The sequence below is a fragment of the Staphylococcus sp. Ze2 genome, assembly GCF_048568365.1.
GTDB classification, from domain to species: Bacteria; Bacillota; Bacilli; order Staphylococcales; family Staphylococcaceae; genus Staphylococcus; species Staphylococcus xylosus.
This window is the reverse complement of the sequence record NZ_CP183486.1, coordinates 377,069-391,716: the sequence shown is the minus strand read 5'-3', so window position 1 is coordinate 391,716 and position 14,648 is coordinate 377,069. Positions and strand designations below refer to the sequence as shown.

The following is a 14,648-nucleotide window of genomic DNA, read 5'->3' as shown; positions in this document are numbered from 1 at the left end:
ATATAATACCTCTATAATTTTAAACTTAATCAATGAACCTTTTTTAGAATCCACGTTAGCTCGACTTATAGGATATAGGATGTTTCATCGCACTTAAAAACATGACGCCAATCACAAGTAGAGCACAAATAATATACATCCATTTAAATCCTAATAAATCAGATAGTGGTCCCATTATGACACTTCCCAAAGAAATGCCTAAATCTGCACATGCAATAAACAAACCCAATAACATGTTACGCCCTACTTTAGGTAAGACAAAGCTTAGATAAGACGTTAATGTTGGGTATACCAAAGCTTGTGTGATACCGATTAAGATTGCGCTCGTATAGAAAATTACGACGCCTACTTGCGGGCCAAACGCCACAACAAAAGATGCAATCATCAGTAGCGATAACACAGTTACCATAAATTTTGGATGCCATAATCCATCCGATGGTATATATTTCCTTAAATAAAATCTTGCTACAACCACTGCTATAGCTTGAATAGTTAGGAATATACCCGCACTCGCAAAGCCATAATTCACAGTGTACAACGGAATAAAAGTACTTACCGCACCGAATACAATCGATGCTACAATCATGATTAAACCACTATTAAACAACTCTTTATTTTTGAAAAACTGAGCAAATACCGTAATAGCATTAAATGATATTTTTTCAATTTTATGAGAGGTATCCGGTTCTTGTTCGGTAATTGTGACACGATAGCCAAAGAACGTAGTGGATAGCGCAATAAAAATAATAATAATCGCAAAAATAGATATATTGTCAGCGTGCCAAATACCAATAGCTATAAGAGGACCAATCAAATTGGGAATTGTCGAAAATAGTGAATACAACGAAACCCCTTCTGAACGGTGCTCTTCTGGTAAAGCATCAATAATTCCTAGTTGTAATGACATCGAGAAGAACGCTGTACAAACACCTTGCATCACACGTGCTAAGAAATATCCTTCTAATCCAGTAAAACCGTATAAAATTAATGCAATTGCATTAATAATTAAAATGATGCGTAATACTTTAATCGGGCCAACACGTGCAATAATTTGCCCTGCCCAAGGTCTAAATACCATAGCAGTTAACATATAAGCACCCATTACAATACCGATAACCGTATTTGTAGCTCCAATATCATGTCCTCGTAATGGTATAAAGACATTCAAAATAGCGTTAGCACTAAAAAACATTAATGTTAGTATATATAGTCTCAAAAAAGGCCATGCCATAGCACCTTTCATCGTCTCACTCCTTAGAATGATAGTTGTTTTTCAATTAGAGCTTTTGTATAAGCATTATCACTTAGATGTAAATCTTTGGTTGCAATTTGTTCTTCAATTTTACCGTTTTTAAAAATAATTAACTGCTCACATAAGTAAGTAGCAGCTTGAATATCATGTGTAATAAAGATATAACTTAACTGCCTTTTCGAGCGTAAATTTACTAACAAATCTAAAATTTGCGTTTGAATCGACATATCTAGAGAACTGATTGCTTCATCAAACAATATATATTGGGGATTCATGCTTATCGCGCGGGCAATCGCTACACGTTGTGCTTCACCACCGGATAACATATTGGGATATTTGTCCATGTATACTTTCGATAATCCAACTTCTTCTAATAATGCTATCGCTCGTTTCTCCATAACTGCCTTAGGTTGATTGTCACACTGGCACATCACTTCTAATAATATTTCTTTCACAGATTGGAAAGGATGTAATGAAGATGTGTAATCTTGAAAAACCGCACTTATTTGATAATTTCTGACCTTTTTCTTATACACTGGCTGATCATTCAACGTTACTGAACCTTTGTTAGGCTTCTCAATACCTAATACCATCCTACTCAATGTTGATTTTCCACTACCACTCTCGCCGATAATTGCAATTGCTTTACCAACTGGACATTCAAAGGATACATCTTTAACAATAGGGGTCATACTACACCTAAATATTTGCGAACGCGAATATGACTTTTCAACATTCATAATCTTAAGCATCTGTTTTCCCCCTTAATACAGATTTAAAATAATCATTAACTTTTTTTCGTGTGGATAATAAATATTGAGTATAGGGTTGTTGTGGTTGGTATGGTACCGCTTCTCTAGCGCCTTCTTCAATAAGTTGTCCATTTCTCATCACGACTACTCGGTCTGCGATATGATTAATCACTGTTAAGTCATGTGAAATAAAGATCATGGCACAATCGAAATGCTGCTTAATATCTTTAAACGCCTGTAACACATCATACTGTGTAATAGTATCTAAAGCTGTCGTCGGTTCATCTGCAATAATTAGTTTGGGTTTTAATGCCAAAGCTAAAGCAATCATCATACGCTGTAACATTCCCCCAGATAACATATAGGGGTATGACTTTAATATCTGTTTGGGATTGCTTAATCCCATATAATCCATATATTCTATCAATGTTGCTTCGATTTCTTGAATCGATAGTTGCGTATGAACCTTCATAGTTTCAATCAGTTGCTTGCCCACTGTAGATGATGGATCGAATGCACGGCTGCCTTGTTGCATAACCATCGCAATATCTTTACCTCTATGCTTCTTTAACTGCATTTCTGACAAAGTAAGCATTTGTACATTATTAAATGTCACTTTTCCTTCAACACTTAAGCGCTTAGGATTCAAGCCTACTAAAGCTTTACACGTAACTGACTTGCCACTTCCACTTTCACCAATAATACCTAGCACTTCACCTTTATCCACTGTAAAACTCACCCCGTTAACAATGGTCTGATTTGTCCAGCTATCTTTGATAAACAAATGTTTTACTGTTAATAACGTCATGATTGCACCAATCCTTTCTTCACAGAACGTAGTTTTTCCTTTGAAGATATCCTTGGATCAATCGCAATTTGTAATGCATCTGATAAAAAGTTAAATGCCATAACTATAATAACGATAGCAATACCCGGAGCAAACATCATTTCTGGATGAGTAAACATTACTTTTCTAGCTTCGTTGAGCATCATCCCCCACTCAGCAGTCGGCGCTTTAACACCTAACCCTAAAAATGAAAATCCAGATATTTGTAAAATCATAGAACACATAGAACTACTAGATATTATTGCAATATCACCTAGTGTCAACGGCATTATGTGTCTGCGAATAATTTTCAAATCACTTATGCCTATTGTCTTCGCAAATTTAACGTGATCTGATGCTGTATATTGCATCACACTTGTGCGAATCACACGGCAAAACCATGCCCAACGCGTTAAAATAAATGCCATAATAATATTTTCAGCACCCATACCAAATAATGCAATCAGTGCGAGTGTAACAACATAGCTAGGGAACGCTAACATCACATCACACATACGCATGATAATAGCATCAATATAACCCCGGAAATAACCAGAAACAAAACCTAATATGGCACCAATCAAAACAGAAATAAATAGCGCTACAAAAACATATAATAAGCTCGGTCTAATCGCATAAATTAGCCTCGTTAAAATATCCCGTCCTAAATGATCAGTTCCTAAGAAATGTTGTAAACTTATTCCACTATATTTGTTAGCTGTATCTATGTAATTAGGATCATAGATTGTTACAAAAGGAGCTACAAAACCTAACACAACATATAAGACAATAATGGTTAAAGCAATAACGGCACCTCTGTCTTGTAACAAACGTCTTAAAATAATCATCACGCTGCCTCCCTTAATCTTGGATTCAAGAGTGCATTGATTATATCTGCCAATGTATTAAATACTACAAATAGTATGGCGACAATTAATACATAAGCTTGTATGACAGGGAAGTCATGTTCTAATATGGCTTTCAAACTTAATTGCCCTAAACCTGGCCAAGCAAATATATACTCGATTACTACTAAACCACCCATAATCATTGGTATAGACATGCAGAATATTGATACGGCAACTTGTAATGCATTACGTAATACGTGCAACATTAGCGTTGTCGATTTCACCCCACTTGCTTTCAAATACAGTACATAGTCTTCATTCAACTGCTCAACAATTGAACGCCTAATATTTCTAAAGTAAATACCAGCATATGCAATAGTAATAACAATAACTGGCAATATGTAACTTTCAGGACCCGTCAGTCCAGAGGTTGGCAATAAATTTAAATTTACAGAAACATAAATGATTAACATCGAAGCAATCCAATAAGATGGTAAGCCCGTTAGAAAGAAAGCCACAGAACGTATTGCACGATCTGCAAACTTCCCTCTTGTTAAGGCAGTAACAACACCTAAAATAATTGATGTAATCATTACCATAATGCTGGAAATGACAGTCAGTTTTAAGGTGTTTAAAAATGCTGGTCCAATACGTTCTGCAACAGGATCGCCTGTAATATAACTCGTACCAAAATCTAACTGTAATGCTTGCAATAACCAATTCATATATTGAATTAATAACGGATCATTTAATCCGTACTTCTCATTTGTTTCTTCAATTAATTGGGGCGATACGTCCGGTGTGCCTTGCGCATGTAAAATTGTAACCGCCGGATTTTCATCTGTTATATAAGTTAGTAAGAATGTCATGAAACTCACTACAATCATCAATGGAACCATAATTATCATGCGCTTTAAAATAAATTTGAACACTATGAATGCACTCCTTTATTTAAATTGCATTTCATTAAACGGCAATTCATATTGCGACTGTGTAAATGATAATTTCTCTAAATCATTAGGTGCAACCACAGTCATTCTGCCATGTGATATAGGAATGAAAATACCTTCATCATCTATTTGTTGTAAAATTTCTTTATATGCAGCAGAACGTTGTTTACTATCTTGAATTTTAAATGATTCATCAATATTGTTGTACAGCTCATTTTTGTTAGCGATACCTGAAGTTGCACTTTCATATCCATTACTTGCTTTAAATGCGCTCATTGTACTTTGTGGGTCATACAATAATCCCCAAGTTTGATTAGACATTAAGTCATAGTCACCAGATGTACGACGTTCTGCAACTTTATCTGATGTATCACCATTAATTTGTAATTGAACACCCATTTTCTTGAATTCTGCTTGTAAAAACTCTGCTTGTTCTTTTTGACTCGAAGAGCCCTTGTCATAATACATAGTCATTGTTAATGCTTTGCCATCTTTTTTGCGGACTTTACTATCTCCTATTTGTTTCCATCCCGCTTCATCTAACAGTGCTTTCGCCTTTTTCATATCATATTTACGCGCAGGCATGTCAAAATTAATGTCTGTAACATTCTTAGAGAATAGTTGTGTTGCTGGCTTTTCTTCGCCATCCAATATCTCTTTAGATATTTTATCTCTATTTACCATATAACCAATCGCTTGCCTTACAGTTTTATCGCTCACTGGACTGTCTTTTTTACCAGAATTTGCCACTAACATTTTTGTATTCATAGGTTGGCTACGTTTAACTTGGTAATCACCAGAATCTTTCAACTGTTTTAAGGCGTCTTTGTCTAAGCTATCTGTACCTCTATCATCTGTGAAAGCAAAGTTTGTCTCACCTTTTTTCATTGATAAAAAGGCAGTCTCACCTGCAGGCATTACTTTTGCTTGTATTTTGTTTAACTTAGATTTTTCGCCCCAATAATCATTGTTTTTATTAAAATCTGCTGACTCGTCTTTTTTATGTTCACCCAGTTTAAATGGACCTGTGCCATCAAATGATTTCACGCCATTCTTGGTTCCATCATCCTTAAAATCCTTTGGTGATACAAATACATATGGTCGTGGCATTGCTAATTCTGCTAAAGTCGGTTGATACGGTTCTGTTAACTGAATTTCGACAGTATATTTGTCTTTAACACTGACATTATCAATTAATGTTGAAATCTTTAACCATGAATGCAATTTTTTATTTTGTTGAACTGCATCAATATTTTTCTTAACTGCCTCAGCGTCAAACTCAGTACCATCGTGGAATTTAACATCATCCCGCAAATGGAAAGTATACGTTTTACCGTCATCAGATACATCCCAACTTTTAGCTAACAATGGCTTGATACCATCTTTAGTGTTACGTACAAGCGGCTCATAAATCATGCTTTCTGCAGACATAGATCCACCGTAGACATGTGGATTCATGTCTCCAATATCTTTCACTGTTGTATACGTTAACTGCTTATTCTCTTTCTTTTCCTCTATGCCTTTACCGTTTCCACATCCCGCTAAAATAATACCTGATGCAATTAATACTGCGCTCATCTTAGTAAGTTTATTCATCATTTTTCCTCTTTCTCATTTATAAATTGTAATATCATTTATATTCGTGTGAATCATACTTATGTAAAACAAAAAACTATTTAATATTCTTATATTACAAATCTTTATTACTAAATCTTACCTTTGGTATCTAAGAAAGCCCCTACCAAAGATTTATCATCTTTAAATAAGTTCATGTTGAATTGTGATGATAGTTGTTTGTGATGGTTATGCTTTTTATAGTCCTGACAATATTGCTCATAACGCTTCATAAATGAATCAATCATTGGTGTCTTAATACCTAATAGTTTCCCAATATGTTGAATAATTGAAGTACGATAATAATCCTCACTTGGCATACGTGGTATATGAATGACGCCTTGTTCATTTTCATAAAGTTGCTTAATCGGTACCGCCGAAAAATCAAAATAGCGGCCGTGCTGATCAGGCTCTGAAAACGGATCTATTAATATTGCTGTATATCTGACATATAATAAATATTCTTGATGGATTGCTGGTAATTTTTCAAAACTGCAGACGTCATCATCCGCTAATGTCTCAGGACGCACAGGATAGTTTTCTTTCACCATAAATTCCAAAAGATTGACTGACGGCACACTAAATTTCGCTAAAATGGTCATCATTTCTGTCCACATTAAGCGCATTTCATGAATGAGCGTCATCGTAATTGGACCTTCTGGAAATAACTTATATACATAAACAGGTACCTCTGTCCCTTCAAAAATGACTTTTAATGAAAAATCATTCATAAATAATGGGGGATGTACATACAAAGAACTATTGCGTGTTTCAGCATGTAGAGGTGTTGGCATATCAGTCAAAGCTATGTGAAATTGTTCGAAGACACCTTTTAAAAAAACAATTGTTTCCGAATAACCAAGATTAGAACCTATGTATAATTTGGACTTCACCCCAGTTGTGACAACATGATTAGGTTGCGCAACATCGTACAAACGTGTGTCGCCCAAATACGTAGAAAACGATATAACTTCAATATCTTTATTAAAATCCGCCATGTACTGTTCTACAATCATTTGCGAACCAAATGTAGGTGAAACTAACAAGATACGCTTTACTTTTTCTAATGTTGTTGTCGATAGTTGTGCCAATGTACTATGATATGCATCTGCAGTACACGCCATAATAATCGTGTCATAAATACCTTCAACATCTTGTATGTCGGCATATAAGTGATTAATTTGAAAGCGACCTGCCATTTGTTTATGGGCATCATTTTGTGTCGTTACTTCAAAGTAGTTATCGCGTTGATACGCTTGAAATAACTTTTTTGATTTCAACGAGGTTGAGGCACGGCCTACCATATTTATTTGCTTGTCTGTTGTTAGATGGCACAGATTGGCCAATTGAATTGCAACTGGCCCCGTACCTATAATTAATGTTTTAGACATCCGCTACACCAACCTTTATTGCTGTCTTTCGATATAAAGCAATATCAAAAATTTGATTAGGTTGTATACGTTTATCTACACATTGCCATTTATCTACGCTAGTTTCCTTAGAAGGATAATTAAACAATGATTTGATTCCATCACCAAATCGCATTGCAACAACAACATTTTCATTCGTTAAATCATAAAGTTGCTCTAATATGTCATATTTAATTGGAATTGTTGAACTAAATATAATATGTGTCACTTTTTTGATATCTGCTAATTGATTTACTGTCTGCTCTGTAATCTCAATATCTTCATTTGGCGCTAATACTTTAACAATTCTTTGCCCTAAATCAACTGCCGTTGGATCAATATCAATACCAATAACAGCAGCGCCAGTCTCCTTTGCCACTTGAATGAGCGTCATAGGATATGCACCAGAGCCAACTAACAATAATTTGTCATTTTCAGTTATATGACATTGCCCAAATTCTTCATTAATACAGTGCTCTATGTTATCAAAGTAGCCAGAAGTAGAAGTCTTACCGCCTAACAAACGTTGCGCTCGAATCACTTCTACTTGTTTAACACATTGGGCTGATATAAATTGGAGCCTCGTCGTGAGATGTTCTTTTACCACTTCATCTTCCCAATCTTCGTATAATCGTTTAAACACGGGATTTAATATAAACTGACTGTACTCATCCACTAATGTTTCTAATGCATCAACGGAGTCACTATTTTCTAAGACATTTTCATATAGTGTTTCAAAATTCAATAAATATTTATGTAATATAGCGCTAATCTCTTTCTCTAAATTTTTCATTTCAGTCTCCTATTCTATAAATGCTTTTCCTGTTGCGACAGTTGAGACTTGTCCTTTAATGGAAGTTTGGAACCCAGACTTTGGACATTTCCTAGATGTTACTAAAATGTTGCCGCCCGGCTGATGAACTATAAAATCCTCGCATGTACTGTTAGATTTATAATTTTTAAAAATACCTATCGATGCAGTACCAGAACCACAACTATTCTCCCAAACCAAACTTTGAATTTCTGGTATAAAAATAAGTGGTTTAAGAAACTGACGTTGTTCATCAAATAACATGATACCTATTGTTTTATACTTATTACTCCTTGTTTGCTGTCGGACAAATTGTTCAACCTGATGTTGCAATTCTGTAGTCACTTCAGTGACTGGAACAACAAAATGCACATATGACTCATAAACAATTTCTATTGCATGCCATTGTTGCTGATTAATATTAAGCTTTACCGGGGACACGTGCTGTGCTTGGGGCATACTGACTTCATAATGTTGATTGCTATGTACTTCACACTGAACCAACTCAGTACATCCCGAAACTTTTATTGCACATTGATGTTTTTGCAGTATGTTACTTTCTTGCAAATAATGTATGTATGACATTGTGGCATTACCACAAAATTCATTTCCGCTCATAACTAAATGACAATTTCTATTAAAATCCGTATTGGTGGATTCTATAAATCCAACTTGCTCACAACAAACATGACTCGTTGTCATCAATTGGTTAGCTATGTTTGCGTAATCTCTTGAATCATGTTGCGAATGCACTAGTATCGTCATATTCCCCGATGGATTATACTTTGAAAATTCTATAACCTTTCGACTCATACGACTCTCCTTCTATTTAAAAATATTTTATATAAATCTATTAATATTGATTAAAAAACTTTAGCTCATTGCAGCAGTCTAATCAAATCGTAATAGTTACGATTTGATTTATATCATATATTGGTCCTTTATAGTTGTCAATACAAATGATAATATTTTTCAATTAATAGTTATTAAAAAAACTTTAATTGTACTTTTATTTTAGAAAATATATATGGTTTTTTAAAATTTCATATAAAAAAATAAAGCCCCAATCATTCACTAATACATAAGAAGCACTGTGAATGACGAGGCTTTATCGAGTTTGTTTAGATTCAATCTATAATATTCTTAGTACATTAGATGCCTTACAATAGTCATAGATTTATTTGCTCTTAATTATACTTTTCCATATTTGCTAAAATAGTAGCTAATATTTAAAATTATCTTAAGTATAATAAAATATTCGCAACAAGAGAGTATATTTTTTAATGGAGTGATAAGTGTGGATCGTAATATTGAACAATTGAAAGATATCATTAATAATTCTCGTAGAATAACATTTTTTACAGGTGCTGGTGTCTCTGTGGCAAGCGGTGTACCTGATTTCCGTTCTATGGGTGGCTTGTTCGATGAAATTTCAAAAGATGGTTACTCACCTGAGTACTTGTTAAGTACTAATTATCTACAAGATGATCCGGAGGGATTTGTCGATTTTTATCATAAACGTTTACTCCTTGCTGATAAACAACCCAATACCATTCATCAATGGATTGCGCAACTAGAAAAAGACCATCAATCTTTAGGTGTTATCACCCAAAATATCGATGGCCTTCATTCAGATGCGGGCAGCTTAAATGTAGATGAACTTCATGGGACTTTAAATCAATTCTATTGTGTTGATTGTTTCAATAAATATGACAAAACTTACGTCATGGAGCATCACTTGCGCCATTGTGAGTCATGTGGCAGCATCATTAGACCTGATATTGTACTTTATGGAGAAATGTTAAATCAAAATACTATTTTTAATGCTATTAATAAAATTGAAACAGCTGATACATTAATTGTGTTAGGTTCGTCACTCGTAGTTCAACCAGCGGCAGGTCTAATTTCAAACTTCAAAGGAGAAAATCTTATTATTATTAATAAAGATGTGACGCCTTATGATCATAATGCAGATTTAGTCATCAATGACGATATGGTTTCAGTAATTTCAACGCTTCATAATTTAAACTAGCTCGCGCGGAGTCTAACTTAGCACTTTCAATAGACGTTTCTTAATAGTGCACAATTAACCAAAATCAATGGATGTCATACTTCATTGATCTTGGTTTTTATTTTATCTATATTCACATAAGTTACATACCTGCTAATTAGAAAAAAGACTATAAACATTACTCTGAAAGTAAATATGTTTACAGTCTTAAAATTAATATAGCTATATAAATCGTATTTTTTATCGAATTAACGGTTCTCCAGATAACTCACTTTGGTTCAAATCTCTAAATTATTCTTCATTAACTAGTAATAAAAATACATGTTGTTTCACTAGCAATTTTATTATTATTCAACTTTTCCAGTTGAAGGATTAAACTGCTTAATTGATTGCTTTCTTAGTTCATCTTTTTGCGCATCACTCATATCATAGTTATTGTTATATAGTGTTGCTTCCCAACTACCATATATTGGATTAGGGAAAATAATGTATTTCTTACCAAAGTCTTCTTTATGTTGTTGAACAAACTTTTCACGCTCTGCAGCATTAGGTTTTTTAGGGTCCCCGAAGTCTAATAAATTATCACCAAATAACATTACTAACTTATGATTTTTTTCTACTAATTGTCTTCTAGGTTCCTTACTTTTATCATTTTTATCTTTAAGCAAGATGTGATTATCTGTGGCTTGTGGAATACCTTGCTTTTTCAAGTTTTTTTGAGTTGCTTTAAAGTCTTTTTCTTTGTCTCTATCAGAAATGTAATAAATGTCTACACCTTTTTTATCGGCATATTTCAAAAAAGATTTAGCGCCATATACAGGTTTTGCTTTAGCGGCCTGTATCCATTCATGCCAACCTTCCGGATACGATGTATTATTTATAGACGCGTAACCTTGATAAGGTGAATTATCTAGAACAGTTTCATCTAAATCAAGTGCGATTGCAAGTTTATGTTTGCCTTTATTTTTTTCAAGCTCTTTGTCTAATTGTACTTTTGCACTATTATAACCTTGTAAGTAAAGTGCCTTAGCTTCTGCTGAATTTTGATACCATGAAACTGCCATAATATTTTCAGAGCCAAGATTTGTTTGATCTTGTTGTTCCATTACCGGTGCAGTTGATTCATTGGCATGCACAACAGTAGTATATGTAGTTAGTGGTGTTGCAATTGTAAATACAGTTGCAAGCGAAATCGATATGACAGATTTTGAAAATTTATTCAAATGCTCACCTCATTTAGTTAATATATTTCAAAGCATATAATAAATTTCAAAAAAAGTGAATACCTATTTCTATTCATATATTATAAAGTTTTATAGCATTGCTTTTGTCTTTCTTATTTATGTAGCTTATTTTCAGTTAATATTATACAAAAAACCCAAAAGTTAGATTTTTAGTCCAACTTTTGGGGTGTGTTTTTATTTATTCTGTACTTTTCTCACTGGATAAATATTTTAGTGTCTCTATCTTTACTATTATTATTTCCACTATAAGCTTCAATATAACAACTTACTTTTTACTATCACTAGTGATATAAGCTAATGCGATAAAGTTATAATAGTTTACTAATATTTCTCCAATAACTTGCTATAAAAATCGTTAAGTGCTTTATTATCACTTATTTTGAACATTTGGTTTGGACTTAAGTTTGGGTCTTTTCCATTATGATCTTTAGGTGCAAAACCAGATGACAGTGTAATGTCTTTTGAATCGTTAAATGCATATTCATACACTTGACCGTTATCTGCAAATAAATATTTAGTTACGGGTTTATTAATATCAGCGACTGCATTATACCCTTCAATATTTGATAAGTTTTTTGAATCTTTATCTATACCAGTCACCCCTTCATTTGATGTGTAAGTTACTGCGCCTGTCACAGTATGTAAATCAAAAGCTTTCGCCCCTGGTTTCCCCTTGTTGCTTACTTGAATTTCCCCATCTTCAGTACCTGCATACCAATCCCCATCGGACATACTACCGCTACCGAAATAACGATTTGATACTGCCTTATCATTGTTTTTTTCATGTTTTGAAAGCCACGACAAGACTTCTTTTTTAATTTCCTTTTTATCTTTGTCTGAGATAGACGCTTTAGATGATTTTTCTTGGTTAGCACTTTTAGTAGCTTTAGCTTTTTCACCTGACTGTTGAGGTTCTTCTGTTTCATTATTACAAGCAGCTAACGCCATACAAGATAAAACTATTATTGTTAAATATCTTATTGCTCGTTTCATTATCTATCAATCCTCAATTTCCTGGGAAATCAAGAGGCCTAAGCTAGACTATTATCCTCTAACTTAGGCATTGATTTAATTATTTATTGTCTTTTTGAATACCAAATTCATCAACTAATTCAACATTACGCTGTTCACCCTTACTAATGTCACCATTTAATTGATAAATTTTAACCTTCAATGTATTACCTTCAACTTCATAGACTGAGAAGTTTTGTGAAGAAGAGTCACGGTTATTTGAGTGACTATCTTTAAAGGCATCTGTTTCTTGAGGTTGCTTACCTAATTTAAATAGGCTGTTATAGTGTTCTAAATCTTTTTCAGTTAACCCACTTAATTCTGGTCTTACTTTTTTAATATGTTCTAAAGAACGGTCATAGATACTGTCATATTCTTTTGTTCCACCTGTATTGGGCAGCACATACACAGAACCTTTTGGATTATCATAATATGTGACGTTGTCTTGACCAACAAATTGTTTAGTGTCTTCTTTTTTAGCATTCACGAAACTGTTTTTTGTCGATGTATGTTCTAGTGGATGTGTACGTGATAATACATGATCATGACCTTGTAATACTAAATCTACATCTAACTCATCTATTTCTTTTGTTAACTCTTCTCTAATTTTCTTCACATCTTCGTCTGATAAAGCATGATAAGACTTAGAATACATTGGTTTGTGTAGATTTAAAACCACCCAGTTGGAGCCGTTATCACGTGCTTTTTTGATGTCTTTCTTAATCCATTCCATTTGTTTTTTGCCAATTGCTTTTTCATCTGGATTGTCTTTAGATTTTTTGTTGTCATTGGTATTTGCAACAACCATATGTGCACCGTTGTAATCAAATGAGTAGTAAGAGCCACCATTCACAGCGTCATTTTCTTTTGGTACGTTCACATGTTCATTAAATTTAGTTAATAGTTTTTCATCTTCTTCATTTAATGCGTATTCATCATGATTTCCTGCTGTAGCCACAACTGGTAATGACATGAATGACGGACGCGATTGTTTATATAAATCTTTCCATTCATCTTCAACTTCTGCTGTTTCAATAAAGTCACCTGTGTGTAAAGCAAAGCTAGGATCTCCAGCTGTTTGAATAGCATTTTTCAATGTATCTGCACCAAATGCAGCTTCATTTCTTACATTTTCATTCCAAAATGCATTTTGCGTATCTGTGTATTGTACGAAATTAAATGGATCGCCTTTTTTGCCTGCTGTTTTAAACTGTCCAACTTGGCTCTTTTTACCTTTATCACTTCCTACTTTATAGTAGTACTTCGTATTCGGTTTTAAACCTTTTGCTTGTGCTTTGTATGTATGCTCTGCTTCAGTTATTAAGTTTGTTTTTCCATGCTTGTCGCCACTCATCCATTCTGGTCCACCAGCATGTTTGTCTGTATAATAACCATTCACTTTTTCTTTACCGTCTTTACCTTTTACTGGTTCACCTTCATCATCTTTAGCAATATCTTTAAAAATGATGTTTCCTTGCTTATCTCTTTCAAGGTATTTTGAATCTACTTTTTGAGCGTCTGCATCAAATGTTTTGGCATTTTTAAAGTTTTTAGACTCTGAGACCCATACTTTGGAGTCATCAAATTTATCTGATGTATACCAACTAAAACCCATTTCTGACTGTGGATTACCGTTTATATTTGTAATAATTCGGTTAGGCTTGTTTTGCTTTTTGATCTCTTCAACTTTAGGCTTTTTGTCTAAAATTTTTATTTTATTATTGCTTTCTTGCTGTGCTGTTGGATTGGCATTATCGGCCGCTTTCTCTGAACTACTTGCTTGTGCTGCTTGTGGTGTAGCAATAAGACTAAATAATAGGACAAAACTCGTTGCAGCGCGGAAAGTAATCGATTGATGCTTCTTCTGATTCATATAACTCCTCCTCTGATGATACATATCACTCTTTCCTCACAACTCTA

13 protein-coding genes are annotated in these 14,648 nt (G+C 33.9%); 1 reads left to right on the top strand and 12 read right to left on the bottom strand.

Annotation, left to right across the window (positions count from 1 at the left end; all coding sequences use genetic code 11):
- Nucleotides 1-55: 55 nt before the first annotated feature.
- The 9 genes from cntE to cntK form a co-directional block, all read right to left on the bottom strand.
- Entirely contained in the window at nucleotides 56-1,243 is a 1,188-nt protein-coding gene (cntE, locus tag ACM591_RS01610) for a staphylopine family metallophore export MFS transporter CntE (RefSeq protein ID WP_326026886.1), read from the bottom strand.
- A gap of 11 nt (nucleotides 1,244-1,254) precedes the next feature.
- Nucleotides 1,255-2,004 (bottom strand): ABC transporter ATP-binding protein, encoded by a 750-nt coding sequence (locus ACM591_RS01605; RefSeq protein ID WP_029378620.1) that lies wholly within the window; start codon nucleotides 2,002-2,004, stop codon nucleotides 1,255-1,257.
- On the bottom strand, nucleotides 1,997-2,812 hold the full coding sequence (gene cntD / locus ACM591_RS01600; RefSeq protein WP_326008025.1) for a staphylopine uptake ABC transporter ATP-binding protein CntD: 816 nt from the start codon (nucleotides 2,810-2,812) through the stop codon (nucleotides 1,997-1,999). The genes ACM591_RS01605 and cntD overlap by 8 nt, the downstream gene beginning before the upstream one ends.
- Nucleotides 2,809-3,678, bottom strand: a complete 870-nt coding sequence (gene cntC / locus ACM591_RS01595; protein WP_029378622.1) for a staphylopine uptake ABC transporter permease subunit CntC — start codon at nucleotides 3,676-3,678, stop codon at nucleotides 2,809-2,811. Before cntC ends, cntD begins: the two co-directional genes overlap by 4 nt.
- Nucleotides 3,678-4,610 carry a nickel/cobalt ABC transporter permease gene (gene opp1B / locus ACM591_RS01590; RefSeq protein WP_029378623.1) on the bottom strand — a complete coding sequence of 311 codons (933 nt, stop codon included), beginning with the start codon at nucleotides 4,608-4,610 and terminating at the stop codon, nucleotides 3,678-3,680. The genes cntC and opp1B overlap by 1 nt, the downstream gene beginning before the upstream one ends.
- Nucleotides 4,611-4,625: 15 nt before the next feature.
- Complete coding sequence (gene cntA / locus ACM591_RS01585) at nucleotides 4,626-6,224, bottom strand: staphylopine-dependent metal ABC transporter substrate-binding lipoprotein CntA (RefSeq protein WP_326008028.1); 1,599 nt, start codon at nucleotides 6,222-6,224, stop codon at nucleotides 4,626-4,628.
- A 110-nt stretch (nucleotides 6,225-6,334) separates the two neighbouring features.
- On the bottom strand, nucleotides 6,335-7,633 hold the full coding sequence (gene cntM / locus ACM591_RS01580) for a staphylopine biosynthesis dehydrogenase (RefSeq protein WP_029378625.1): 1,299 nt from the start codon (nucleotides 7,631-7,633) through the stop codon (nucleotides 6,335-6,337).
- Nucleotides 7,626-8,444, bottom strand: coding sequence for a staphylopine biosynthesis enzyme CntL (gene cntL / locus ACM591_RS01575; RefSeq protein WP_038679289.1), 819 nt, complete (start codon nucleotides 8,442-8,444; stop codon nucleotides 7,626-7,628). Before cntL ends, cntM begins: the two co-directional genes overlap by 8 nt.
- A gap of 9 nt (nucleotides 8,445-8,453) precedes the next feature.
- Complete coding sequence (gene cntK, locus ACM591_RS01570; protein ID WP_038679292.1) at nucleotides 8,454-9,275, bottom strand: histidine racemase CntK; 822 nt, start codon at nucleotides 9,273-9,275, stop codon at nucleotides 8,454-8,456.
- A 484-nt stretch (nucleotides 9,276-9,759) separates the two neighbouring features.
- Between cntK and ACM591_RS01565 the strand changes: the two genes are divergently transcribed.
- On the top strand, nucleotides 9,760-10,494 hold the full coding sequence (locus tag ACM591_RS01565) for an NAD-dependent protein deacylase (RefSeq protein ID WP_186335471.1): 735 nt from the start codon (nucleotides 9,760-9,762) through the stop codon (nucleotides 10,492-10,494).
- Nucleotides 10,495-10,820: 326 nt separating this feature from the next.
- Here ACM591_RS01565 and ACM591_RS01560 read toward each other — a convergent pair whose 3' ends face one another.
- From ACM591_RS01560 to ACM591_RS01550, 3 genes are all read right to left on the bottom strand, one after another.
- Nucleotides 10,821-11,696: a 5'-nucleotidase, lipoprotein e(P4) family gene (locus tag ACM591_RS01560; RefSeq protein WP_058625627.1), complete on the bottom strand. Its 876-nt coding sequence runs from the start codon at nucleotides 11,694-11,696 to the stop codon at nucleotides 10,821-10,823.
- A 342-nt stretch (nucleotides 11,697-12,038) separates the two neighbouring features.
- On the bottom strand, nucleotides 12,039-12,710 hold the full coding sequence (locus ACM591_RS01555) for a hypothetical protein (RefSeq protein ID WP_029378630.1): 672 nt from the start codon (nucleotides 12,708-12,710) through the stop codon (nucleotides 12,039-12,041).
- Between the two features lie 79 nt (nucleotides 12,711-12,789).
- Complete coding sequence (locus ACM591_RS01550) at nucleotides 12,790-14,601, bottom strand: purple acid phosphatase family protein (protein WP_029378631.1); 1,812 nt, start codon at nucleotides 14,599-14,601, stop codon at nucleotides 12,790-12,792.
- Nucleotides 14,602-14,648 lie beyond the last annotated feature (47 nt).

What these genes read in the sequence shown, in the direction of transcription:
- ACM591_RS01555 (WP_029378630.1), bottom strand. Translation starts at nt 12,710, where the DNA reads ATGAAACGAGCAATAAGATATTTAACAATAATAGTTTTATCTTGTATG.
- ACM591_RS01605 (WP_029378620.1), bottom strand. Translation starts at nt 2,004, where the DNA reads ATGCTTAAGATTATGAATGTTGAAAAGTCATATTCGCGTTCGCAAATA.
- ACM591_RS01550 (WP_029378631.1), bottom strand. Translation starts at nt 14,601, where the DNA reads ATGAATCAGAAGAAGCATCAATCGATTACTTTCCGCGCTGCAACGAGT.
- cntM (WP_029378625.1), bottom strand. Translation starts at nt 7,633, where the DNA reads ATGTCTAAAACATTAATTATAGGTACGGGGCCAGTTGCAATTCAATTG.
- cntK (WP_038679292.1), bottom strand. Translation starts at nt 9,275, where the DNA reads ATGAGTCGAAAGGTTATAGAATTTTCAAAGTATAATCCATCGGGGAAT.
- cntD (WP_326008025.1), bottom strand. Translation starts at nt 2,812, where the DNA reads ATGACGTTATTAACAGTAAAACATTTGTTTATCAAAGATAGCTGGACA.
- cntL (WP_038679289.1), bottom strand. Translation starts at nt 8,444, where the DNA reads ATGAAAAATTTAGAGAAAGAGATTAGCGCTATATTACATAAATATTTA.
- cntE (WP_326026886.1), bottom strand. Translation starts at nt 1,243, where the DNA reads ATGAAAGGTGCTATGGCATGGCCTTTTTTGAGACTATATATACTAACA.
- cntC (WP_029378622.1), bottom strand. Translation starts at nt 3,678, where the DNA reads ATGATTATTTTAAGACGTTTGTTACAAGACAGAGGTGCCGTTATTGCT.
- cntA (WP_326008028.1), bottom strand. Translation starts at nt 6,224, where the DNA reads ATGAATAAACTTACTAAGATGAGCGCAGTATTAATTGCATCAGGTATT.